Below are 22513 nucleotides of genomic sequence, written 5' to 3' on the forward strand. Positions count from 1 at the left end.
CCGCCGGTTATCCGATCCGGTCGCCGATCTCTTTGGCGGCCTCGACCAGCAGAGCTGCCACCGCTCGGTGCCGCGACGGGCTCAGGCGGTGAACCGGCGCGGCGGCATTGAGCGCCAGCAGCACACCGGACGCCCGCGTTGGAATGGGAACCGCGACGGAGGCGACACCGTCCTCGCTCCCCTCCCGGTTCACCGCGTACCCCTGTTGTCGTATCCGGCTGAGCTCCCGTTGCAGTTCGGTTCTGGTGCCGACCGAATGCGCCGTGACACGCTCGAGTTCCTCGTCCGGGTAGAGGCGGGCGACCTCAGCCTCGGACAGGCGTGCCAGCAGCGCCTTTCCGGTCGAGGTGCAGTGCGCGGGCATCGTGCGTCCGAGCCGTGATGCGACCCGAACCGCCGTCGGCCCCTCGGCGGCTGCGATGAACCGGACGTGGGCGCCCTCGATCATCCCGATATGAACCGATTCCCTGAGGTGCTCGCTGAGCCGGCGCAGCACCGGGGTCGCCGCGTCTTCGATGTCGAGGCGGTTGAACACCGACGACGCCACGCTCATCAACGCGGGCCCGGGGTAGTACGCCTTGGACACCGGGTCCTGGCGAACGAAGCCGCGGTATTGCAGCATCGCCAACAGCCGATGGGCCGTCGATGACGCGACGGCCAGATGTTCGGCCGCATCCGTCAAGCGGAGCCGCGGTTGTTCTCCCAGCAACAGGATGAGCTTCAGCGCCCTGTCCACCGATCCGATCGGATACTGCGGCACCCCGTGGTTCGGAGCCGCGGGGCCGACGGCCGCGGACCGGGCACGCCGTTGTCTCTGCATAGCAGAGAGATTACCTGGCCAATTGACCTTCAAAGCGCATCCCTGGCAGAATTTCCATTATGTACCAGGAGCTTTTTCTGCCTAGCAGATATCCTGGCGGGCTCAGAGACTGGAGTCGCATTAGTGAGTGATCACCGGCAAGTCCTCGACGAGGTCCGACGGGGGATGGTCCCCGCGCACATCTACAACGACGCCGAGATCTTCGAACTCGAACGCGAGCGACTCTTCCGCCGGGCCTGGATGTTCGTGGCGCACGAGTCGGAGATCCCGCAAGACGGCGACTACGTCGTACGGCGACTCCTCAACGACTCGTTCATCATCGCCCGCGACTCGAAGGGCGACGTGCGGGCCATGTTCAACATGTGCCTGCATCGCGGCATGCAGGTGTGCCGCGCCGAGATGGGCAATGCCTCGAATTTCCGGTGCCCGTACCACGGCTGGTCGTACCGCAACGACGGGCGACTCACCGGCCTGCCCTTTCACCAGGAGGCCTACGGCGGCGAGGCAGGCTTCCAGAAACGGGGCCAGACGCTGTTGCCGGCACCGAACCTGGCCAGCTACAACGGCATGATCTTCATCAGTCTCGACGCGCAAGCCCCGCCACTGGAGGAGTTTCTCGGCGACTTCAGGTTCTACCTCGACTTCTACACCAGGCAAAGCCGAAGCGGTTTGGAGGTGCGCGGCCCGCAGCGGTGGCGCATCAAGGCGAACTGGAAGATCGGCGTCGAGAACTTCGCCGGCGACATGTATCACACGCCCCATACCCACGCCTCGGTCGTCGACATCGGGTTGTTCCGCGAACCCAAGGCGCAGAAACGCAAAGACGGCGCCACGTATTGGGCCAGCTGTGGCGGTGGCACGACGTACAAGCTGCCGCCGGGCACGTTCGAGGAGCGGATGCGCTACGTCGGCTACCCCGACGACATGGTGGGGCGAATCAAACAAGTGTGGTCCGAGGACCATCAGCGCGTCGTCGGCGACGACGGCTTCATGATCTCGGCGGCATCCTGCTTTCCGAACCTGAGCCTGGTGCACAATTGGCCGAAGATCCAAGACAGCGACGATGTGTTGCCGTTCATATCGATTCGCACCTGGCAGCCGATCAGCGAGAACGAAACCGAGGTGTATTCGTGGTTCGCGGTCGACGCAGCGGCGCCCGAGCAGTTCAAAAAGGACTCCTACAAGGCCTACCTGATGTGCTTCGGTTCCACCGGCATGTTCGAACAGGACGATGTGGAGAACTGGGTCTCGCTGACCAATACCGCTGCCGGCGCCATGGCCCGCCAACTACTGCTCAACGGCCGGATGGGGTTGCTCGCTGACGGAACACCGGTGGTGAATGCGTTGCCGCCGGAACAGTTCCATGGACCGGGTGTCGCCCAGGTCGGCTACAACGAGAACAACCAGCGCGCCATCCTGCGGATGTGGGCAGATCACCTGCAGCTGCCTCCGGTGCCGCTGGAGCCGGCGGTTATCGGCGGACAGCCCGATGGGATCACCCCGCTGGTGCAGACCAACGGCACGTCGGCATGCCGGACCGCCTACCAGGAGGCCCGGGCATGACGGCGACCGAACGAGACGAGCGCGCCGGATTCCCCCGGCCGAGCGACGCCGCGCGACCGTGGGAGCTCGCCGTGCTGGGCGGTGATGCGCCCCGGCAGGTCCGCACCGGCAAGCCGTTGCCGTTCAACGACATCCGGCATCTGCAAGCGCATCAGTTCCTGGTCGATGAGGCCTATCTGCTGGATGCACAGCGCTACAGCGAATGGCTCGACACCCTCACCGAGGACATCCACTACTTCGCCCCGGTCCGGGTGACCACGGCCTCGGGCGCCGGATTCGACACCTCGCCCGGCATGGCCCACTTCGACGAGAACAAGTACTCGCTGAACCGACGCGTCGCGCGCTTTGCGACCGAACACGCCTGGACCGAGGATCCGCCGTCACGGCTGCGCCATCACATCACCAACGTGCGCACCTTCGCCTGCGACGATGACGCGCATCTGATCGTGGAGTCGGCCGAGTTGCTCTTCCGCAGCCGTGGTGATGTGAACGAGGCCGCGCTGATCTCCTGCGGTCGAGAGGATCTGCTGCGTCTCACCGATCAGGGCTGGAAGCTGGCGCGCCGCACGATCTATCTCGACGAGTCGGTCCTTCGCATGCAGAATCTGGCGGTGTTCCTGTGAGTGAACTCGAAGACCTCATCGACTGCTCGGTGGGCGAAACCATCACCATCGCCAATGAATTCACCGAGGTGACCTTGCGCCGAGTCGACACCCGCAACGGTTCGCGGCTGCTCGTCACCTCACCGAAGTCGGGACAGTGGATCAGTCTCGACGCCTTGGAGATCGAAGCACTGACGTGGCAGAACGCCTACACCCTGGCGGCGATGGTCGGAAAGATGCACGAATCGCTGCTGTGCGACGAAGCCGAACTGCCATGACGCGATGGCTCGAGGGCAAACGGGCACTGGTCGTCGGCGCTGGGTCCGGTATCGGTCGAGCGGTCGTGGACGCATATCTCGAAGAGGGAGCGCAGGTCGCCGTCCTGGAGCGCGATACCGCCAAATGCGCTGCCCTGCAGGAGCAGTTGCCGGGGCTGCCGGTGACACGGGGAGATGCGACAATGGCCGAGGCCAACGCGCGTGCCGTCGCCGCCGCCGTCGCGTCCTTCGGCGGACTGGACACGCTGGTCAACTGCGTCGGGATCTTCGACTTCTACCAGGGCATCAGTGACATATCGACCGATGAGCTTGCGCCGGCCTTCGACGAGATGTTCACGACCAACGTGTTGAGCCATCTGCAGTCGGTGAAGGCGGCCCTTCCGGCGCTGCGAGCCCAGGAGCGGTCCTCGATCGTTCTCACCGAGTCCACGTCCTCGTTCCATCCGGGCCGCGGCGGCGTGCTCTACGTCGCCTCGAAGTTCGCGGTTCGCGGCCTGGTCACCACACTCGCCCACGAACTCGCCCCGCACATCCGCGTCAACGGCGTTGCACCGGGCGGAACGCTGCACACCGACCTGCGCGGCCTGCGCAACCTGTCGCTGGACCATATCCGGCTGGACGACACCCCCGACCGTGCCCGCGATCTGGCAGCACGCACCCCACTCAATGTCGCCCTCACACCGCAGGATCACGCCTGGAGTTTTGTGTTCCTGGCATCGGACCGCTCCCGCGGCATCACCGCCGGAAGCATCCACCCCGACGGCGGGTTCGGGATGGGTAAAGCCGCAGCGCCCACCGGGGACAACGCGTGACGGCAGCCGACCTGACGGTGCTACGGGCCGAGATCGCACAAGCGTGCCGAGTGGCTGCATCACGCGGCCTCGTCGACGGCATTCTCGGACACATCAGTGCCCGAATCGACGAAGATCACCTGCTCATCCGGTGCCGCAGCCACTCCGACGACGGTGTGGCATTCACCCGACCCGACGACATCCGCCTCATCCGCTTCGACGGAACACCCGGGGCGACAGGCGAACTGGACGGCTACCGGGTACCCAACGAGTTGCCGATCCACGTCGAGACGCTGCTGGCACATCCCGAGCACCGCGCGGTGGCCCACCTGCATCCGCCGACCGTCGTGGCGGCTGATCTGGCCGGTATCACAATCGAACCCATCTACGGCGCCTTCGATATCCCGGGCGCACGGCTGGCCCGTGACGGTGTTCCGGTCTATCCGAGGGCCGTGCTGATCCGCAGCGCGGAACTGGGCAAGGAGATGGTCGCCGCCATGCGGGGAAAGCCGGTGGTGATCTGTCGTGGCCACGGCATCACCAGTGCCGCCGCCACGGTCCCCCAGGCCGTCCTGCAAGCGATCAGCCTCGACCAGTTGGCGGCCATGTCGCTGCGCATCCGCGCCGCGGGCGGCACGTTGACACCGATCGACGAGTCGGATTGGGCAGATCTGCCCGATTTGGGCCCGTCGTTCACCGCAGACGCGGCCTGGCGCCATGAGATCGCCCGAGTGGAAACCGGCTGAACCGATGGCGCCTACCGATACCGTGACGCTATGACCGGCCAGGCGGAGATCAGCGCAGAGATCGCGGCGATCCAGGCCGAGTACCCGACCGCAGGTACCCAGGAGAGCCAACCGAGGCTGGACTATCCGCCGTATCGCAGCAGCAGGCTTCGCCATCCCAAAAGGCCTCTACACCTCACCGATCCGGAGACCGTCGAGTTGCGGGGGCCCTGCTTCGGCGACTCCGATGTCGATGCAGCCGACGCCGATCTGACGGCCCAGCACCCCGGCGAACCGATCGGCGAGCGCATCGTGGTGACCGGGCGCATCCTTGACGGTGACGGCAGGCCGGTGCGTCGGCAACTCGTCGAGATCTGGCAGGCCAACGCCAGCGGCCGCTACATCCACCAGTGGGATCAGCACCCGGCGCCGTTGGACCCCAATTTCACCGGCGCGGGACGTTGCCTCACCGACGACGACGGCTCCTACCGGTTCACGACGATCAAACCGGGCCCCTACCCGTGGCGTAACCACCACAACGCTTGGCGCCCCGCGCATATCCATTTCTCGGTGTTCGGCAGTGATTTCACGCAGCGGATGATCACTCAGATGTACTTCCCGGGCGACCCGCTGTTCGCGTTGGACCCGATCTACCAGTCAATCACCGATCAGCAGGCCCGCGACCGGCTCGTCGCGAGCTACGACCACGACATCACCAGCCACGAATGGGCCACGGGCTACCGATGGGACGTGGTGCTCACCGGTCCGGCAGCAACGCCGTGCGAGGAGCCGCGATGACCAGGTTGACCGCCACCCCGGGGCAGACCGTCGGCCCGTTCTTCGGGTTCGCGTTGCCGTTCGACCGTGGCAACGAACTCGTCTCCCCCGGCTCACCCGATGCCATCCGCCTGCACGGCACCGTCACCGACGGCGCCGGAGCGCCGGTTCCCGATGCGTTGCTGGAGATCTGGCAGCCCGATACCGACGGCTCGGTGTCAACGGCCACCGGGTCCTTTCGCCGGGACGGCCGGGCGTTCACCGGCTGGGGACGCGCTGAGACCGACGCGCACGGTCATTACAGCTTCACGACGATCAAACCCGGTGCGCGGCAACGGTTGACACCATTCATCGCGGTCACCGTGTTCGCACGCGGTCTGCTGAACCGGTTGTTCACCCGCGCCTACCTGCCCGACGAGCGACTCCAGGCCGACCGACTGCTCAGCTCGCTGCCCGACGATCGGCGCCATACCCTCATCGCGGTGCCCGACGAGCAAGGTTTCCGTTTCGACATCAGGCTGCAGGGCCTCGAGGAGACGGTGTTCCTACGTTATCGGGGGCAACCGTGACGGACTTGTTGTGGCCCGGCGACCACCGGGCGGGGCACATCTTCAGCGACGCGGCGTTTCTGACCGCAATGGCACGGGTCGAAAACGCTTGGCTCAGTGTGCTCGTCGACGCCGGTATCGCGCCGGACTCGGCGCGAGCCGATCTGACCGCGACGATCGCGGCAACCGACGTCGAGGAGGTGGCCGTAGCGGCCGAGACCACCGGCAACCCGGTGCCCGGGCTGGTGACCCTGCTTCGTGATCGCACCGGCGGTGAACCGGCACGCTGGCTGCACCGAGGCCTGACCAGCCAGGACGTCGTCGATACCGCGCTGATGCTCTGTCTTCGCGATGCCCTGGAGCGGATCCACGGCGAAACCGTCGCGCAGGTGCGCAGGTTGGCCGAGCTGGCCGAAACCTACCGCGACAACCCCATGCTCGCCCGCACCCTGACCCAGCCCGCGCTGCCCACGACGATCGGCATGAAGGTCGCACATTGGCTTGGCGGGGTTCTCGACGCGGCCGACTCGTTAGCCGCACTGCCGGCACTTCCGGTTCAGGCCGGTGGCGCCGCGGGGACGCTGGCGGCTGCCACCGAGCTAGCCGGCTCACCCGGTGACGCCGTCACACTGTCAGGGCGACTGGCCGCCGCGCTTGATCTCACCGACAGCCCACCATGGCACACCACCCGGTCCGTTTTGACCCGTGTGGGCGACGCGTTGGCGACGTGTTGCGACGCCTGGGGCCACATCGCCGGCGATGTTGCGATCGGCAGCAGGGCCGAGGTCGGCGAACTGGCGGAGGGCCGAGGTGGCGGTTCATCTACCATGCCGCACAAGAGCAATCCGGTGTTGTCCATCCTGATCCGGCGCGCCGCGTTGGTTGCGCCGTCGCTGAGTGCCGCCGTGCACGTCGCGTCGGCAGCCAGCGTCGATGAGCGCTCCGACGGCGGCTGGCATGCCGAATGGGCCACTCTCCGAACATTGAGCCGTCACACCGTCGTGGCCGCGGCCCAGACCGCCGAACTGCTCGCCGGCCTGGTGATCGACACCGACCGTGCCGCGGCGAATCTGGCCGCCGCCGGTGATCTGCTCGCAGAGCAGCGGTCCATGACCGAGTTGACCAGTCGTACGGCTCGGCGCGACTACACCGGCGCGGCAGGCCATCTCATCGATGTCGTGCTGCAACGCGCGCGCCACACGACGGGAGTGACATGAGCGTGCCAGGGCTGGTCGGGACCGACTTCGGCGGACCGCCGGACGCGGATCTGCTGCTGCTGGGGCCATCACTGGGCACATCGGCAAGCGCGCTGTGGGGCGCGGCCGCTGAACGACTCGCCGAGCACGTGCGCGTCGTCGCGTGGGATCTTCCCGGCCACGGCCATAGCCCGGCAGGGCGATTCGGGATACCGGATCTGGCAACCGGCGTGCTTGCGTTGGCCGACGAGATCGGCCCGCACACTGCGTTCCACTACGCCGGTGTCTCCATCGCGGGTGCGGTCGGCCTGCAATTGCTGCTCGATGCCCCCGAGCGGTTGTCGAGCGCCACGCTGCTGTGCACCGGCGCCAGCATCGGACGGGCCGAGGATTGGGCCAACCGCGCCGCCACCGTGCGCACATCGGGCACCGGCGCGGTCATCGAGTCTTCCCTGCAACGCTGGTTCGCCCCTGGTTTCGCCGCCGGCCGGCCCGATGCGGTCGCGGCGCTGTCGGAGGCGCTGAGCCTCACCGACACTGAATCGTATGCGCAAGCGTGCGAGGCCCTGGCCAATTTCGATGTCACCGCGCGACTTGCTCAGATCACGGTGCCCGTGTTGGCCGTTGCGGGCTCGGAAGATGTCGCCACTCCCCCGGAATCGCTGCGGCGTATCGCTTCCGGCGCCCGGCACGGCCGGCTGGTGACACTCGACGGCGTTGGTCACCTAGCACCACTCGAGGCGCCCGAGGCCACCGCCAACCTGATTCTCGACCAGCTGATGGTGCGCGACCCGGTCTACACCTCGGGCATGGCCGTGCGACGACAGGTTCTCGGCGATGCCCACGTCGATCGGGCGATCGCGCGCACCACCGACTTCACCGCCGACTTTCAGGACCTGATCACCCGCTACGCGTGGGGCAGCATCTGGACCCGGGACGGCCTCGACCGACGCAGCCGGTCGATCGTCACGCTGACCGCGCTGGTGGCCCGCGGCCACCATGAGGAGTTGGCAATGCATCTGCGCGCAGCGCGCCGCAACGGTCTCAGTGACGACGAGATCAAGGAGGTGCTATTGCAGACCGCCGTCTATTGCGGTGTGCCCGATGCCAATGCGGCGTTCCGCATCGCAGCGCGGGTGCTCGCCGACCACGAGAGTTCGGACGGCGACGCACCCTGATCCGATGAGCGGCGGTCCCATCGCGGCTGGGCCGCTGCCGCAGCCTCAGAGCAGGCCCAGGATCCGATCGCCGGTCGCGGCCGTGGACAACTTCGCCTCACCTCGGGTGGCCAGGTGCTCGGCGACGGCCTGGTCGACCCGCTCGGCTGCGGTGTCCTCGCCGACGTGTGCCAGCAGCAACGCCACCGACATGATCGCCGCGGTCGGATCGGCGATGCCCTGACCGGCGATGTCCGGCGCGCTGCCATGCACCGGTTCGAACATCGACGGGTTGGTGCGGGTGGCGTCGATGTTGCCGCTGGCCGCCAGTCCGATACCGCCGCACACCGCGGCCGCCAGGTCGGTGACGATGTCACCGAACAGGTTGTCGGTGACGATCACATCGAACCGGCCGGGATCGGTGACCAGATAGATGGTCGCGGCGTCGGTGTGGCAGTAGGCGATCTCGACATCGGGATATTCAGCAGCGATCTCCTGCACCGTGCGCCACCACAGGTCCCCGGCGAAGTTGAGCACGTTGGTCTTGTGCAACAACGTCAGGTGCTTGCGTCGGCGCTGGGCCCGGCCGAACGCATCGTGCACCACGCGGCGCACGCCATATGCGGTGTTGACGCTGACCTCGGAAGCGATCTCGTGCTCGGTGCCGCGCCGCAGGAAACCACCGGTGCCGGCGTAGGGCCCCTCGGTGCCCTCGCGCACCACCACCAGGTCGATCTCCGGATTGCCGACGAGCGGGCCGCTGACCCCGGGATAGAGCCGGGCCGGACGCAGATTGACGTGGTGATCCAGCGCGAAACGTGCTTTGAGCAGCAGGCCGCGCTCCAGCACCCCGGAGGGCACCGAGGGGTCGCCGATCGCGCCGAGCAGGATCACATCGTGTGCGCCGAGCTCCTCGAGCACCGAGTCGGGCAAGACCTCACCGGTGGCGTGATAGCGCTTGGCCCCGAGATCGTAGGTCGTCTTCTCGGTGCCGGGCAGCACCGCGTCGAGCACCTTGACGGCTTCGGCGATGACCTCCGGGCCGATGCCGTCGCCCGGGATGACCGCGAGTTTGACACTCATGCCAGGTCGACCTCCTCGAACTTGTTGGCGCCCACCGCGGCGGTGATCGCCGACTGCACGTCCGCCGGCACCGGGCGGTCCACCCGCAGCAGGATCGTCGCCGCCGGCCCTTCGGCGTCTTCGGACAGTTGCGCGGCGTGGATGTTGATGTCGGCGGAGCCCAGCAGGGTGCCGATCTTGCCGAGCGCGCCGGGCTGGTCGGAGTAGTTGATGATCAGGTTGACACCCTCGGCGCGCAGGTCGAAGTGCCGTCCGTTGATCTGGACGATCTTCTCCACCAGCTGCGGGCCGGAGAGGGTGCCGGCCACCGTCACGGCCGCACCGTCGGCGGTGACTGCCTTGAGCTCGACGACGCTGCGGTGGTTGGGACTTTCGGTGGCCGTGCCGATCTCGGCGTCGACTCCGCGCTCGGCGGCCAGCGCCGGCGCGTTGACGAACGTCACCGGATCTTCGATGATCGCCGAGAACAGCCCGCGTAGCGCCGAAAGTTTAAGTATTCCAACGTCTTCGGATGCCAGCTCGCCGCGCACCTGCACACTCAGCGAGACCGGGAGGCCGTCGGAGAGCGCACCCGCCAGCAGCCCGAGCTTGCGCACCAGGTCCAGCCAGGGCGCGACCTCCTCGTTGACAGCGCCGCCTCCCACATTGACCGCGTCGGGCACGAATTCGCCGGCCAGCGCCAGCTTCACACTCTTGGCGACATCGGTGCCAGCCCGGTCTTGCGCCTGGGATGTGGAGGCGCCCAGGTGCGGTGTCACCACCACCTGCGGCAGGTCGAATAGCGGGGAGTCGGTGCACGGTTCGGTGGCGAACACGTCCAGCCCGGCGGCCCGCACATGACCACTGGTGATCGCATCGGCCAACGCCGCCTCATCGATCAGCCCACCGCGGGCGGCGTTGACGATGATCACCCCCGGCTTGGTCTTGGCCAGCGCCTCCTTGCCGATCAGGCCCGCGGTCTCGGGGGTCTTGGGCAGGTGGACCGAGATGAAATCGGCGCGACCGAGCAACTCGTCCAGGGACAGCAACTCGATGCCCAACTGGGCGGCGCGCGCGGCCGACACATAGGGGTCGTAGGCGACGATGTGGGCGCCGAACGCGGCGAGGCGCGCAGCGACCAGCTGGCCGATCCGGCCCAGGCCGACCACGCCGACGGTGTGGTCGAAGATCTCAGTGCCAGAGAACGACGAGCGCTTCCATTCCCTGCCGTGCAGCGAGGCGTCGGCGGCCGGGATCTGCCGCGCGGCGGCGAGCATCAGCGCAATGGCATGCTCGGCGGCGCTGTGGATATTCGAGGTCGGGGCGTTGACGACCAGCACACCGCGTGCGGTGGCGGCGTCGACGTCGACATTGTCCAGGCCGACCCCGGCGCGGGCCACGATCTTGAGCTTGGTGCCGGCCGCGAGCACCTCGGCGTCGACTGTGGTCGCCGAGCGCACCAGCAGTGCGTCCGCCTCCGGTACAGCGGCCAGCAGCTTCTCCCGGTCGGGGCCATCGACCCAGCGAACCTCGACCTGATCCCCGAGTGCGGCGACGGTGGATTGGGCGAGCTTGTCAGCGATCAGTACCACGGGCAGAGTCACCCGAACAGCCTAACGATGGCCGCCGGAGCGGCGTAGCCGGGCGCTGGCGGGCACCTCCCGCTTTGTGGGGAAGGGCTGTTGCCGTCGATCCCCGGGATTGCACCGAGGCCGGCGCCACGCCGTATCGACCGCGGCTGCACCGCACCTGGACCGGAGCGACTTCGTCGGCGACCGAATTCCGTGCTGGCGGACGTATCGGGCATCGAACGTGCGACACCGCTAATTTTCAATTAAGTATGGACTTGTTTGCACTTTAATGTAATCTCAGTTCCTCTGTGGTGAACATAACAAACAGTCCTAGCCATGATGCAGGTCACAGTCCCGAGGAGCAGCCATGAACGCCACCCTTCGTCCGTTTGCCCTGGCGGGCGCCGCGATCATCGGCGCCACCGCAATCGCCGCCACACCCGTGGTGGTCGTACCCGTGAGCGTGCCGACACCGGTCATCGAGCTCACTGCCGACGCCGGCGGCGCGTTCGAGGGTGCGCTCGGCTCGCTCGGCGACAGTTTGGGCAACCTGCTGAGCAGCCTGGATCTGTCGGAGATCCTGGGCGACCTCTTCAGCAACCTGAATCTGTCGGAGATCTTCGGCGACTTCTTCGCCAACCTGAATCTGTCCGAAATGTTCGGCGACTTCTTCGCCAACTTCGACCTGTCGGGCATCTTCACCGGCATCACCGACTTCTTCGCCAACTTCGACCTGTCGGGCATCTTCACCGGCATCACCGACTTCTTCGCCGACTTCGACCTGTCGGGCATCTTCACCGGCCTCGGCGACTTCTTCGCCGACTTCGACCTGTCCGGCATCTTCACCGGCATCACCGACTTCTTCGCCAACTTCGACCTGTCCGGCATCTTCACCGGCCTCGGCGACTTCTTCGCCGACTTCGACCTGTCGGAGCTCCTGGGCGGCCTGGATCTGTCCGGCTTGCTCGACGACCTGTTCGGCGGCCTGTAAAGGGCGGCGCCGGCAGACCGGACCCGGGCGGGCCGGAGGTCCAGTCGAGCCCGTGACGATAAGCGAGTGGCCCCTGCCATGGCAGGGGCCGCTCGTTTGTGGGGACAGTGTCCGGCACGGTAGCCGTTGGAGACCAACGGCTATCGGGCCGATATCAGCTCGTCAGGCCGTCTCGGTGATGGGCCGGTCCACCCAGCTCATCAGGTCGCGCAGCTTCTTGCCGGTGACCTCGATCGGGTGCTCGGCGTTGGCCTTGCGCAGCCCCTCGAGTTCCTTGTTGCCGCCTTCGACGTTGGCGACCAGGCGCTTGACGAAGGTGCCGTCCTGGATGTCGGAGAGGATGTCGCGCATCCGCTGCTTGGTGTCGGCGTCGATCACCCGCGGCCCGGACAGGTAGCCGCCGTACTCCGCGGTGTCGGACACCGAGTAGTTCATCCGGGCGATACCGCCCTCGTACATCAGGTCCACGATCAGCTTGAGCTCGTGCAGCACCTCGAAGTAGGCCATCTCCGGGGCGTAACCGGCCTCGACCATGACCTCGAAGCCGGCCTTGACCAGTTCCTCGGTGCCGCCGCACAGCACGGCCTGCTCACCGAACAGGTCGGTCTCGGTCTCCTCCTTGAAGGTGGTCTTGATGACGCCGGCCCGGGTGCCGCCGATGCCCTTGGCATACGACAGTGCCAGCGCCTCGCCGTCGCCGCGCGGGTCCTGGGCGACCGCGATCAGTGACGGCACACCCTTGCCGTCGACGAACTGGCGGCGCACCAGGTGGCCCGGCCCCTTGGGCGCGACCATCCCGACGACGATGTCGGCGGCCGGCTTGATCAGACCGAAGTGGATGTTCAGGCCGTGGCCGAAGAACAGCGCGTCGCCAGCCACCAAGTTGGGCTCGATGTCGGTTGTGAAGATCTCGGCCTGCGCGGTGTCGGGCGCCAACAGCATGATCACGTCGGCCCACTTGGCGACCTCGGCGGGGGTGTCGACCTCGAGGCCCTGCTCGGCGACCTTGGGGCGCGACTTCGAGCCCTCTTTGAGGCCCACCTTCACCTGCACGCCGGAGTCGCGCAGGCTCAGCGAGTGCGCGTGGCCCTGGCTGCCGTAGCCGATCACGCCGACCTTGCGGCCCTGGATGATCGACAGGTCGGCGTCGTCGTCATAGAACATCTCAACTGCCACTTTGTGTCACTTCTTTCTGTTCGTTCTTCGATGAAGTATTGGCGGGACTATTTGGCCGTGCCGATGCCGCGCGGACCGCGCGACAACGATACGAGACCCGATTGGACGATCTCGCGGATGCCATAGGGTTCCAACACCCGCAGCAGCGCCTCGAACTTGGCCGGGGTGCCGGTGGCCTCGATGATCAGCGACTCCGGCGAGACGTCGATCACCCTGGCGCGGAACAGGTTCACCGCCTCGATGATCTGCCCTCGGGTGCCGGCGTCGGCACGGACTTTGATCAGCGCGATCTCGCGCGACACCGAGTTGTCGTCCTCCTGCTCGACGATCTTGATGACGTTGATCAGTTTGTTGAGCTGCTTGGTGATCTGCTCCAGGGGAGTGTCCTCCACCGAGACCACGATCGTCATCCGCGACATGTTCTTGGTCTCGGTGGCACCGACCGCCAGCGACTCGATGTTGAAGCCGCGCCGAGAGAACAGCGCCGCCACCCGGGCGAGCACGCCGGGCTTGTCCTCGACCAGCACCGACAGCGTGTGGGTCTTCCAGGCGGTGGTCATCAGGCGTGTCCCTCGTTGTCGTCGTCGTCGAACAGCGGACGGATACCGCGGGCGGCCTGGATCTCGTCGTTGCTGGTGCCGGCGGCCACCATCGGCCACACTTGTGCGTCGGCGCCGACGATGAAGTCGATCACCACCGGGCGATCGGTGATCGCCCGCGCCTGATTGATGACGTCTTCGACGTCTTCTTCACGCTCACAACGCAATCCGACGCAACCGAACGCCTCGGCCAGCATCACGAAGTCGGGAATCCGGTGCGAGTGGGTGGCCAGGTCGGTCTGGCTGTACCGCTCTCCGTAGAACAGGGTCTGCCATTGCCGCACCATGCCCAGGTTGCCGTTGTTGATCAGCGCCACCTTGATCGGGATGCCCTCGATCGCACAGGTCGCCAACTCCTGGTTGGTCATCTGGAAGCAGCCGTCGCCGTCGACCGCCCACACCTCGGCGTCCGGGCGGCCCATCTTGGCCCCCATCGCCGCCGGGATCGCAAAGCCCATGGTGCCCAGTCCCCCGGAGTTCAGCCAGGTGCGCGGCTTCTCGTATTTGATGAACTGCGCCGCCCACATCTGGTGCTGACCCACGCCGGCGACGTACAGCGCCTCGGGCCCGGCGATCTGACCCAACTTCTCGATCACGAACTCCGGACCGAGGCTGCCGTCGCTCTGCGGACCGTAACTCAGCGGATAAGTGGAGCGCACGTCGTCGAGGTAGGCCCACCACTCATCCAGGTCCAGCTCGGCCTTCTCCTGGCGCAGCGCGGCGGTCAGTTCGGTGATGACGGCCTTGACGTCGCCCACGATCGGCACGTCGGCATGCCGGTTCTTGCCGATCTCGGCCGGGTCGATGTCGGCGTGGATAACCTTGGCGTCCGGTGCGAACGAGTCCAGCTGGCCCGTGACCCGGTCGTCGAACCGGGCGCCGAGGGTGATCAGCAGATCCGAGCGCTGCAGGCCGGCCACCGCCGACACGGTGCCGTGCATACCCGGCATGCCCAGGTGCTGGCGGTGACTGTCGGGGAAGGCGCCGCGCGCCATCAAGGTGGTGACCACCGGGATGTTGGTCAGCTCGGCCAGTTCACGCAGCTCCGCGCAGGCGTCGCCGCGGATCACCCCGCCGCCGGTGTAGAGCACCGGCCGGCGCGCCGCGGCGATCAGCTTGGCCGCCTCACGGATCTGTCGGTTGTGCGGTTTGGTGTTGGGTTTGTAGCCCGGCAAGTCCAGCTTCGGCGGCCAGGCGAAGGTGCACTGGCCCTGCAGCACGTCCTTGGGGATATCAACGAGAACTGCCCCGGGCCGTCCGCTTGCCGCGATGTGGAACGCCTCGGCGATCACCCGGGGGATGTCGTCGCCGTTGCGAACCAGAAAGTTGTGTTTGGTGATCGGCATGGTGATCCCGGAGATGTCGGCCTCCTGGAAGGCGTCGGTGCCGATCAACTGCCGACCCACCTGCCCCGTGATGGCGACCACCGGGATGGAGTCCATCTGCGCGTCGGCCAGCGGCGTGACCAGGTTGGTAGCGCCGGGCCCGGAGGTGGCCATGCACACTCCGACCCGGCCGGTGGCGTGCGCGTAACCGCTGGCGGCGTGTCCGGCGCCCTGCTCATGGCGGACCAGCACGTGGCGTAGCTTCTTCGAGTCGAACAGCGGATCGTAGACCGGCAGCACCGCGCCGCCGGGGATACCGAAGATGACGTCGACGTCGAGTTCTTCCAGGGAGCGGATCACCGACTGGGCACCGGTCATCTGCTCGGGGGGGACACTCTTGGCCGACGGTTTGGCTTGGCCGGCGGCGGTCCCGTTGGCCGGCTGCGGCCTGTCAGTTGCGGCCGGCCGCTCCGGCGGTCGCGTGGTGGGTGCGCTCACGGTTTCCTCTTTGTCTCTGGTGCTCTGGACTGGTGGCAACAAAAAACCCCCGCCAGCTCAGCTGCTGCACGAGGGTTGCGCGTTGGTGGTTGAAAGCTCAGGCAACAACCAACGCGCAGGGGGCTACTACGAGCATGCCGTTGTCCATAGCGGATGACGGTAGTCGCTGGACCGACCAGGGTCAAATGGCCGGTCCACGGTTCAGTGCAGGTGACCGACCAGCGATCCGCGTTCGCCGAACAACTCCGCCTCCCAGCGCTGCAGCAGCACGGTGTTGTCGTGGTCATCGGGGTGGAATCCCGGCCGGAGGTAGTCGCCGAGCCGCCGAAAAACCGCGCGGGTCAAAAACGGTGAGTGCCGCAGCGCGGCAAAGCTGCGGACCAGACGCACCGGGTGGTAGGCCGCCCGGTCGGAGAACAGCGAGATGATGGTGTTCATCGTGACGGCGATGGGGAAGCTGAATCGGATGACCCGCATCGTCCGGATCCGCCGGGTCTCATCACCGCCGACCGCGCGGTAGACATCGAACGCCACCGAGCGGTGCTCGGATTCCTCGACGGCATGCCACAGCAGCATGGACCGCACCTCCGTCGTGCCGAGCAACTCCTGGGCCTGCTCGTCGGCGAGCAGGGTCTCGGCGAACACCGCGGTGAAGTGTTCGAGTGCGGCGGTGATGGAAAGGCAGGTCAGCGGCGAGAAACGTCGCTCGGCCGCCTTCAGGCGGCGGTGCACGAGTCGGTCGATCCTGCGGGTGGGGTAGCCCATCTGCTGCAGCCGCTCATTGAGTGCTCGGTGCTCGCGGCCGTGGGTGACCTCCTGGCCGATGAACCCCTTGACCTGATCCTTCAATACCGGATCGGTGATCTGGCCGGCATAGTGACGCACCGAACGAATGAAGAAGTCCTCGCCCTCGGGGAACACCGCCGACAGGTGCGCGATCATGTGGCTCATCACCAGGTCGCCCTGCACGAAGTGACGCTGCAACGCCGCCACCGGATAGTTGAACCGGATGCGGCGCGGCTGCACCGCTGGATGCGCGACTCGGCCGTTCTCCCCGTTCTCTCTGGTGGTCATCGCGTCTCCTCTGATTGTGGGTCCACCAGCGGCCGGGCCAGCGCCTTGAAAGTGTCAAGGATGTCGTTGGTCGCCAACGGTTCGTAGCCGTCGATCGACCGTGACATCGCCAGGCCGTTCATCAACGCGAACGCCATCTGCAGGCCGATTCGCGAGTGCGAGGTGGCGACATCGGCGGTGCCGCCCGGGTCGAGCAGTTGAGCGGAGACCCGATCAACCGCCTCGGCGAACTGCCGATCGGTTTCGATGACCGCCGGCGCCAGGTCCGGATCGGTGCGAGCCGCCACCCACAGTTCGTGCGTTGCGGCGAATGTCGGGCCCGAATACATCGACCACAACAGGTCAAAGGCCTCGTCCAGCTTGTCCGCAGCGGGATCCAGGCCCGCCATCAACACCTCGAACTCCTCGATACGGCGGTTCAGGGAAAACTCGATGGCGGCGGTCAGCAGGCCGACCTTGGTGGGGAAATGTCCCTGCAGCGCCCCTACCGACACCCCGGCACGACGAGCCACCTCGGTGGTGGTGGTCCCTTTGAAACCCACTTCCACCAGCGCGTCCAGTGTCGCGTCCAGCAGTGCACGCCGGGTCCCGGCGGTGCGCTCCGCCTGCGTCCGGCGGGGTCTGGTCGATGGCATGCAGCCATCATGACCCACTTAAAATAAGTAGTCAATATTTTTTTAACGGCTTGGGCGTCTCCCCTCGTCCGCCCGTCCGCACCCGAGCGGAACGACGGTGACATCATGCGGGGGTGCCCTCCGCATCACACGATCCCGCACCGCTGGTGATCCGCATCTCCCCGATGGCCCACTTCGCGGTCGGCTTCTTGACCCTGGGCCTGCTGATCCCGGTGATGACCTGGCCGCTGACCGCGCCGCTTCTGCTGCTACCGGTGCTGTTCTCGGCGCTGATCGTGCGGTGGCGGACCGTTGCCGACGCCCAACAAGTCACGGTGCGAACCCTGCGGGGAAGCCGTTCGGTGAGCTGGGATGACATCGCCGGCCTCGGGTTCAGCCGGGGCTCGTGGGCGCGGGCTCACCTGCGCAACGGCGAGCGACTGCGCCTGCCAGCGGTCAGCTTCGCGACGCTGCCACTGCTCACCGAGGCCAGCGGCGGGCGGGTGCCCAACCCGTATCGGTGAGGCCGGCCCGCCCGGGGCTTACTGCCGGCAAAGCTAGGCGAGCGGGTTCGCCCCGTTGAGGAACACCCACATCGCCACGCCGCCGGCGATCCCGAGCAGCAATGCCGCAACCGACCCGATGAAGGGCCGCCGGGCCCAGCCGCGGTCACCGTCGAGCCCGTAGCGGCCCGGTCCGACCAGCACGATCGCCACCGCCACCACGATCAGCATGATGTGGTACTCGTGGCCGTCCGGCAGGAAGTAGTCGAAGCGCCCCTGGCTCTGCGACGAGACACCGGCGAGCACACCGTTGATCAGGTAGGCCAGTGCGCCGGCAGCGGCCAGCGGGGTGAACAATCCGAGCACCAGCAGTAGGCCGGCGGCGATCTGGCCGCCCCCGGCGGCGTAGGTCAAGATATCGGCGTGCTGGTAGCCGGCCTCGGCGATCGAGCTCTTCAATCCGGTCAGACCCTGGCCGCCCCACCAGCCGAACAGCTGACGCAGCCCGTGGGCGACCAACGACACACCCAGGCCCAGCCGCAGGAACAGCAGGCCCAGATCCTGGGTCCCGCGCCGGTCCACCACCCGGAACGGGTCGTCGGTGTCCGCGTCAGCGCCGCCGGAACCCACCACTCGCCCGGCGGTAGCCTGCGGCTCGGCGTACGGCAGCGGGTTGTAGTCACCACCGAGCGGGCGCGAACCGGTCGGGTCGTAGGGCGGGATCGCAGCAGTCTCGAAATCACCGGTATAGGTCGGCGATGGCATGTCGTCCTCCGGATCTACCAGACGCGCCGACTTGGGACGTCCTTTGCCTGCGTCGCCAGCATCACCCGGCCGACGCCAGTGTGAGCCCTCACCTTGACTCTTCACCCTGCAAGGGTAAGGGCAACCCCGGCGCGATTGGGGATTTGAACGGCTTCGTTAGCGAATCGATTCCGGCCCGGTGCAGCCGGGGCGAGACGCCGCTGCGGCGGGCATCGTGGCGAAACGGGACCCGGTGTCCGTACCCTGTCGGCATGCGGATACGCAGGACGGTTCTCCGGGTGTCTGTCGTGCTGGGCGTGGCATTGCTGGTGCTGACCGGTTGCGCGCACTTCGATGACGCTCAATCGCAGCCGTTCACCACGGTGCCGCGCCGCGGCATGGCACCCACCACGACGCCTCCGCCGCCCCCGCCGCTGCCCGCCAACCCGTTTCCCAAGCAGTGCCCGGCCCCCGGGGTGATGCAGGGCTGCCTGGAGAGCACCAGCGGCCTGATCATGCACGCCGACAGCAAGTCGGCGCTGGTCGCCGAGCGGACGACCGGCGCGGTCAAGGAGGTCTCGCTGACCGCCGAGCCCAAGGTGAAGACCGTCATCGACGTCGACCCGGCCGGTGACGGCGGACTGATGGACATCGTGCTGTCGCCGACCTACCGGCAGGACCGGCTGATGTACGCCTACATCAGTACCCCCACCGACAACCGGGTGATCCGGATCGCCGACGGTGACGTGCCGAAGGACCTCCTCACCGGAATCCCCAAAGGCGCGACCGGCAACACCGGCGCGCTGATCTTCACCAGCCCCACCACGCTGGTGGTGCTGACCGGGGATGCGGGGAACCCGGCGGCGGCCGCCGACCCGGGCTCGACGGCGGGCAAGGTGCTGCGCATCGAGCAGCCGACCACGATCGGGCAGGCCGCCCCCACCACCGCGCTGAGCGGGCTGGGCGCCGGCGGCGGGCTGTGCATCGACCATGTCGACGGCTCGCTCTACGTCACCGACCGCAGCCCCAGCGGCGACCGCCTGCAGCGCATCACCAAGGACTCCCATGTCTCGACGGTGTGGACGTGGCCGGACAAACCCGGCGTCGCCGGCTGCGCCGCGATGGACGGGATCGTGCTGGTCAACCTCATCAACACCAAGCAGACCGTCGCAGTACGCCTGGCCTCCGGTACCGGTTCGGTCACCAGCGAACCCGAGGTCATGCGCCAAGACACCCACGGCCACGTCTGGGCCGTCGAGATGTCGCCCGACGGCAACGTCTGGGGCGCAACGGTGAACAAGACCGCCGGCGACGCGGAGAAACTCGACGATGTGGTGTTCCCGCTGTTCCCGTCGGGCGGCGGCTTCCCGCGCGCCAACGACGACAAAGACTGAGCAACGATTCGTTGACCTGAACGGCCATCAGTGTCGTCGACGCCGCCGGACCGGTTCTCACAAAAGCTTTACCGACCCCGCCCGACCGCCTTAAATATCCGGCTTACCTTGGGAGTCATCTAGGGAAAAGGATGACGACACAATGTTGATCGACGTTCGGTGGCTGCAGTTCATCTTCGAGCACTGGAACCACCCGCCGGCCCGCCGGCCGCAGCAGATCAACGGCGGCGCCTCCGGCTGAGACCTGGCGTTTACCCGCAGGCCGCCAGCACCAGTTCCCGGACCCGGGCGGCGTCGGCCTGACCCTTGGTGGCTTTCATCACCGCGCCCACGATCGCACCGGCCGCCTGCACCTTCCCGCCCCGAATCTTGTCGGCCACATCGGGATTGGCAGCCAGCGCCTCGTCGATCGCCGCTTGGATCACCGAATCGTCGCGCACCACGACCAGGCCACGGTCGGTCATCACCTGCTCGGGTTCGCCCTCACCGGCCAGCACCCCGTCGACCACCTGGCGGGCCAGCTTGTTGGACAGCTTGCCCGAATCCACCAGCGCCACCACCTCGGCGACCTGCTTCGGGCTGATCGCCAGCGCGTCGAGTTCGACGCCGGCCTCGTTGGCCTTCTGCACCAGGAAGTTTCCCCACCAGGCCCGAGCCGCCTCGCTGGATGCCCCGGCTGCCACGGTGGCGGCAACCAGTTCGACCGCGCCGGCGTTGACCAGATCGCGCATCACCTCATCGGAGATGCCCCATTCGTCTTGAATCTTCTTGCGAGCCAGCCACGGCAGCTCAGGAATGGTGCTGCGCAGCCGTTCAACCCAGTCGGCGCTCGGCGCCACCGGTTCCAGGTCGGGCTCGGGGAAATAGCGGTAGTCCTCGGCGGTCTCCTTGGTCCGTCCGGGGCTGGTGTAGCCGGCCTCATGGAAGTGCCGGGTCTCCTGGATGACGGTGCCGCCACCGGTGAGCACCGCACCCTGGCGGCGCATCTCGTAGCTGACGGCCACCTCGACGCTCTTCAGTGAGTTGACGTTCTTGGTCTCGGTGCGCGTTCCGAATTCGGTTGCGCCGCGCGGCATCAACGAGACGTTGGCGTCGCAGCGCATCGACCCCTGATCCATCCGCACATCGGAGACATCCAGCGAGCGCAGCAGATCCCGCAGCGCGGTCACGTATGCCCTGGCGATCTGCGGGGCACGCTCGCCGGCTCCGGTGATCGGCTTGGTGACGATCTCGATCAGTGGGACACCGGCCCGGTTGTAGTCGACCAGGGATTCGCTGGCACCCTCGATGCGGCCGGTGTCACTGCCCACGTGGGTGAGCTTGCCGGTGTCCTCCTCCATGTGGGCGCGCTCGATGTCCACCCGCCAGGTCGTGCCGTCGTCGAGCGGCACATCCAGGTAGCCGTTGAACGCGATCGGCTCGTCGTACTGTGAGATCTGGTAGTTCTTCGGCTGGTCGGGATAGAAGTAGTTCTTGCGGGCGAAGCGGCACCAGGAGGCGATCTCGCAGCCCAGTGCCAGCCCGATCCGGATGGCCGACTCCACACCGGCGGCGTTGAGCACCGGCAGCGATCCGGGCAGCCCGAGGCAGACCGGACACACCTGGGTGTTGGGTTCGGCGCCGAACGCGGTCGAGCAGCCGCAGAACATCTTGGTGGCCGTGGACAACTCGACGTGCACCTCCAGACCCAGCACCGGGTCGAAGCGGGCGATGACGTCGTCGTAGTCGAGCAGGTCGGCGACAGCAGCGGTCATGGGAGGAAAGTCTAGGTGACCGGGTCACACCGGCCAGTCCTCCGTCCGGTAGGCGGCGTCGAAGAACATCCACTCGTAGCGCGCGCTGGTGTGGAAATGCCGCCGCATCAGTTCCCCGGTGGCCGGCGACGCCTGCGCGCCGATACCGTCGGTGACGGCGAGCACCGCGTCGACCACGGCCTGGAAATCCTCGCCGGCATAGGTGTCGATCCAGCGCTGGAACAGTGGCACCGGTGATCCGTGCCGCTGCAGATGTTCGCCGACCCGGGCGTAGATCCAGTAGCAGGGCAGCACTGCGGCGACGGCTTCGGCGTAGCAACCCGACGCGGTGACGGCAACGAGGTGGCTCGCGTAGGCCTGCGTCGTCGGGGTGATCGGCAGTGCGGCGGCCTGGGCGGTGTCCATCCCCAGTTCGGCGAGCAGCCCGGTGTGCAGCTCACGCTCGGCGCCGAGCGCGATACCGGCATGTTCGGCGAACATCGTCAGCTCCGCTTCGACCGGTGCCTTGGCCGCGCAACCGGCGAGTGCCCGGGCGTAGGCCCGCAGGTAGTGGGCGTCCTGGGCGATGTAATAGCGGAATCGGTCGTGGCCCAGCGACCCGTCGGTCAGCCCGGTGATGAAGGGGTGTTCGCAGATTCGCCGGTAGATCCCGGCGATATCGGCCCAGAGCACGTGAGCCTGTCACGAATTCTGTGTAAGTCAGAGATGATTTGACTACGAGTTGTAGTCTAGCACAACGGGATTCGACCGG

Annotated in this window: 23 protein-coding genes; 12 read left to right on the forward strand and 11 right to left on the reverse strand. The window is 67.0% G+C overall.

Annotated elements, in window-relative coordinates; genetic code table 11:
* Positions 1–7: 7 nt before the first annotated feature.
* Positions 8–820 (reverse strand): IclR family transcriptional regulator, encoded by an 813-nt coding sequence (locus tag BST10_RS16460; protein ID WP_083039067.1) that lies wholly within the window; start codon positions 818–820, stop codon positions 8–10.
* Between the two features lie 165 nt (positions 821–985).
* Between BST10_RS16460 and BST10_RS16465 the strand changes: the two genes are divergently transcribed.
* Genes BST10_RS16465 through pcaDC form a run of 9 tightly spaced genes read left to right on the forward strand, consistent with a single transcriptional unit; the run spans position 986 to position 8478 of the window.
* Positions 986–2383 (forward strand): Rieske 2Fe-2S domain-containing protein, encoded by a 1398-nt coding sequence (locus tag BST10_RS16465; RefSeq protein ID WP_205277479.1) that lies wholly within the window; start codon positions 986–988, stop codon positions 2381–2383.
* Positions 2380–3006, forward strand: coding sequence for a 3-phenylpropionate/cinnamic acid dioxygenase subunit beta (locus BST10_RS16470; RefSeq protein WP_083039070.1), 627 nt, complete (start codon positions 2380–2382; stop codon positions 3004–3006). The genes BST10_RS16465 and BST10_RS16470 overlap by 4 nt, the downstream gene beginning before the upstream one ends.
* Positions 3003–3263: a dihydrodiol dehydrogenase gene (locus tag BST10_RS16475; RefSeq protein ID WP_083039071.1), complete on the forward strand. Its 261-nt coding sequence runs from the start codon at positions 3003–3005 to the stop codon at positions 3261–3263. Before BST10_RS16470 ends, BST10_RS16475 begins: the two co-directional genes overlap by 4 nt.
* The gene (gene hcaB, locus BST10_RS16480; protein ID WP_083039073.1) at positions 3260–4075 is read left to right on the forward strand and encodes a 3-(cis-5,6-dihydroxycyclohexa-1,3-dien-1-yl)propanoate dehydrogenase; all 816 of its coding nucleotides are present in this window, start codon (positions 3260–3262) and stop codon (positions 4073–4075) included. The genes BST10_RS16475 and hcaB overlap by 4 nt, the downstream gene beginning before the upstream one ends.
* On the forward strand, positions 4072–4800 hold the full coding sequence (gene phtC / locus BST10_RS16485) for a 3,4-dihydroxyphthalate decarboxylase (RefSeq protein ID WP_165757206.1): 729 nt from the start codon (positions 4072–4074) through the stop codon (positions 4798–4800). The genes hcaB and phtC overlap by 4 nt, the downstream gene beginning before the upstream one ends.
* Before the next feature lie 30 nt (positions 4801–4830).
* Entirely contained in the window at positions 4831–5577 is a 747-nt protein-coding gene (pcaH, locus tag BST10_RS16490) for a protocatechuate 3,4-dioxygenase subunit beta (RefSeq protein ID WP_083039074.1), read from the forward strand.
* Positions 5574–6125, forward strand: a complete 552-nt coding sequence (gene pcaG, locus BST10_RS16495) for a protocatechuate 3,4-dioxygenase subunit alpha (protein WP_083039076.1) — start codon at positions 5574–5576, stop codon at positions 6123–6125. Before pcaH ends, pcaG begins: the two co-directional genes overlap by 4 nt.
* On the forward strand, positions 6122–7321 hold the full coding sequence (pcaB, locus tag BST10_RS16500; RefSeq protein WP_083039079.1) for a 3-carboxy-cis,cis-muconate cycloisomerase: 1200 nt from the start codon (positions 6122–6124) through the stop codon (positions 7319–7321). Before pcaG ends, pcaB begins: the two co-directional genes overlap by 4 nt.
* Positions 7318–8478, forward strand: coding sequence for a bifunctional 3-oxoadipate enol-lactonase/4-carboxymuconolactone decarboxylase PcaDC (gene pcaDC / locus BST10_RS16505; RefSeq protein WP_083039082.1), 1161 nt, complete (start codon positions 7318–7320; stop codon positions 8476–8478). Before pcaB ends, pcaDC begins: the two co-directional genes overlap by 4 nt.
* A gap of 45 nt (positions 8479–8523) precedes the next feature.
* On the opposite strand, the gene BST10_RS16510 is transcribed toward pcaDC, so the two are convergent.
* The gene (locus BST10_RS16510) at positions 8524–9540 is read right to left on the reverse strand and encodes a 3-isopropylmalate dehydrogenase (RefSeq protein WP_013829646.1); all 1017 of its coding nucleotides are present in this window, start codon (positions 9538–9540) and stop codon (positions 8524–8526) included.
* Complete coding sequence (gene serA, locus BST10_RS16515) at positions 9537–11123, reverse strand: phosphoglycerate dehydrogenase (protein ID WP_041318314.1); 1587 nt, start codon at positions 11121–11123, stop codon at positions 9537–9539. The genes BST10_RS16510 and serA overlap by 4 nt, the downstream gene beginning before the upstream one ends.
* A gap of 334 nt (positions 11124–11457) precedes the next feature.
* Between serA and BST10_RS16520 the strand changes: the two genes are divergently transcribed.
* On the forward strand, positions 11458–12081 hold the full coding sequence (locus BST10_RS16520; protein WP_083039085.1) for a hypothetical protein: 624 nt from the start codon (positions 11458–11460) through the stop codon (positions 12079–12081).
* Positions 12082–12243: 162 nt separating this feature from the next.
* Here BST10_RS16520 and ilvC read toward each other — a convergent pair whose 3' ends face one another.
* The 5 genes from ilvC to BST10_RS16545 form a co-directional block, all read right to left on the reverse strand.
* Entirely contained in the window at positions 12244–13245 is a 1002-nt protein-coding gene (gene ilvC / locus BST10_RS16525) for a ketol-acid reductoisomerase (RefSeq protein WP_205277480.1), read from the reverse strand.
* Positions 13246–13304: 59 nt separating this feature from the next.
* The gene (gene ilvN, locus BST10_RS16530) at positions 13305–13817 is read right to left on the reverse strand and encodes an acetolactate synthase small subunit (protein ID WP_083039088.1); all 513 of its coding nucleotides are present in this window, start codon (positions 13815–13817) and stop codon (positions 13305–13307) included.
* Positions 13817–15679, reverse strand: coding sequence for an acetolactate synthase large subunit (locus BST10_RS16535; RefSeq protein WP_083039090.1), 1863 nt, complete (start codon positions 15677–15679; stop codon positions 13817–13819). The genes ilvN and BST10_RS16535 overlap by 1 nt, the downstream gene beginning before the upstream one ends.
* A gap of 201 nt (positions 15680–15880) precedes the next feature.
* Complete coding sequence (locus BST10_RS16540) at positions 15881–16753, reverse strand: metal-dependent hydrolase (RefSeq protein WP_083039092.1); 873 nt, start codon at positions 16751–16753, stop codon at positions 15881–15883.
* Positions 16750–17388 (reverse strand): TetR/AcrR family transcriptional regulator, encoded by a 639-nt coding sequence (locus tag BST10_RS16545; protein ID WP_013829653.1) that lies wholly within the window; start codon positions 17386–17388, stop codon positions 16750–16752. Before BST10_RS16545 ends, BST10_RS16540 begins: the two co-directional genes overlap by 4 nt.
* A 164-nt stretch (positions 17389–17552) precedes the next feature.
* Between BST10_RS16545 and BST10_RS16550 the strand changes: the two genes are divergently transcribed.
* Complete coding sequence (locus BST10_RS16550; protein ID WP_049793035.1) at positions 17553–17891, forward strand: PH domain-containing protein; 339 nt, start codon at positions 17553–17555, stop codon at positions 17889–17891.
* A gap of 33 nt (positions 17892–17924) precedes the next feature.
* Here the strand turns inward: BST10_RS16550 and BST10_RS16555 are convergent, their stop codons facing one another.
* Positions 17925–18740 carry a DoxX family membrane protein gene (locus BST10_RS16555; RefSeq protein ID WP_041318320.1) on the reverse strand — a complete coding sequence of 272 codons (816 nt, stop codon included), beginning with the start codon at positions 18738–18740 and terminating at the stop codon, positions 17925–17927.
* 146 nt (positions 18741–18886) lie between these two features.
* Here BST10_RS16555 and BST10_RS16560 point away from each other — a divergent pair, with 146 nt between their 5' ends.
* Positions 18887–20008 carry a PQQ-dependent sugar dehydrogenase gene (locus tag BST10_RS16560; RefSeq protein WP_109559549.1) on the forward strand — a complete coding sequence of 374 codons (1122 nt, stop codon included), beginning with the start codon at positions 18887–18889 and terminating at the stop codon, positions 20006–20008.
* Between the two features lie 251 nt (positions 20009–20259).
* Here the strand turns inward: BST10_RS16560 and gatB are convergent, their stop codons facing one another.
* Both gatB and tenA read right to left on the reverse strand, forming a co-directional pair.
* Positions 20260–21762 (reverse strand): Asp-tRNA(Asn)/Glu-tRNA(Gln) amidotransferase subunit GatB, encoded by a 1503-nt coding sequence (gene gatB, locus BST10_RS16565; RefSeq protein ID WP_013829657.1) that lies wholly within the window; start codon positions 21760–21762, stop codon positions 20260–20262.
* 24 nt (positions 21763–21786) lie between these two features.
* A complete protein-coding gene (gene tenA / locus BST10_RS16570; protein ID WP_083039094.1) occupies positions 21787–22434 on the reverse strand; it encodes a thiaminase II in 648 nt (215 codons plus the stop codon).
* Positions 22435–22513: the final 79 nt, after the last annotated feature.

This window comes from Mycolicibacter algericus DSM 45454 (assembly GCF_002086455.1).
GTDB classification, from domain to species: domain Bacteria; phylum Actinomycetota; class Actinomycetes; order Mycobacteriales; family Mycobacteriaceae; genus Mycobacterium; species Mycobacterium algericum.

Bases quoted from the DNA above. Each gene is read 5' to 3' on its own strand.
- BST10_RS16460 (WP_083039067.1), bottom strand. From the start codon at position 820: ATGCAGAGACAACGGCGTGCCCGGTCCGCGGCCGTCGGCCCCGCGGCT.
- BST10_RS16465 (WP_205277479.1), top strand. From the start codon at position 986: ATGGTCCCCGCGCACATCTACAACGACGCCGAGATCTTCGAACTCGAA.
- BST10_RS16470 (WP_083039070.1), top strand. From the start codon at position 2,380: ATGACGGCGACCGAACGAGACGAGCGCGCCGGATTCCCCCGGCCGAGC.
- hcaB (WP_083039073.1), top strand. From the start codon at position 3,260: ATGACGCGATGGCTCGAGGGCAAACGGGCACTGGTCGTCGGCGCTGGG.
- pcaH (WP_083039074.1), top strand. From the start codon at position 4,831: ATGACCGGCCAGGCGGAGATCAGCGCAGAGATCGCGGCGATCCAGGCC.
- pcaG (WP_083039076.1), top strand. From the start codon at position 5,574: ATGACCAGGTTGACCGCCACCCCGGGGCAGACCGTCGGCCCGTTCTTC.
- pcaDC (WP_083039082.1), top strand. From the start codon at position 7,318: ATGAGCGTGCCAGGGCTGGTCGGGACCGACTTCGGCGGACCGCCGGAC.
- BST10_RS16510 (WP_013829646.1), bottom strand. From the start codon at position 9,540: ATGAGTGTCAAACTCGCGGTCATCCCGGGCGACGGCATCGGCCCGGAG.
- BST10_RS16520 (WP_083039085.1), top strand. From the start codon at position 11,458: ATGAACGCCACCCTTCGTCCGTTTGCCCTGGCGGGCGCCGCGATCATC.
- ilvC (WP_205277480.1), bottom strand. From the start codon at position 13,245: ATGTTCTATGACGACGACGCCGACCTGTCGATCATCCAGGGCCGCAAG.
- ilvN (WP_083039088.1), bottom strand. From the start codon at position 13,817: ATGACCACCGCCTGGAAGACCCACACGCTGTCGGTGCTGGTCGAGGAC.
- BST10_RS16540 (WP_083039092.1), bottom strand. From the start codon at position 16,753: ATGACCACCAGAGAGAACGGGGAGAACGGCCGAGTCGCGCATCCAGCG.
- BST10_RS16545 (WP_013829653.1), bottom strand. From the start codon at position 17,388: ATGCCATCGACCAGACCCCGCCGGACGCAGGCGGAGCGCACCGCCGGG.
- BST10_RS16550 (WP_049793035.1), top strand. From the start codon at position 17,553: ATGGCCCACTTCGCGGTCGGCTTCTTGACCCTGGGCCTGCTGATCCCG.
- BST10_RS16560 (WP_109559549.1), top strand. From the start codon at position 18,887: ATGCGGATACGCAGGACGGTTCTCCGGGTGTCTGTCGTGCTGGGCGTG.
- gatB (WP_013829657.1), bottom strand. From the start codon at position 21,762: ATGACCGCTGCTGTCGCCGACCTGCTCGACTACGACGACGTCATCGCC.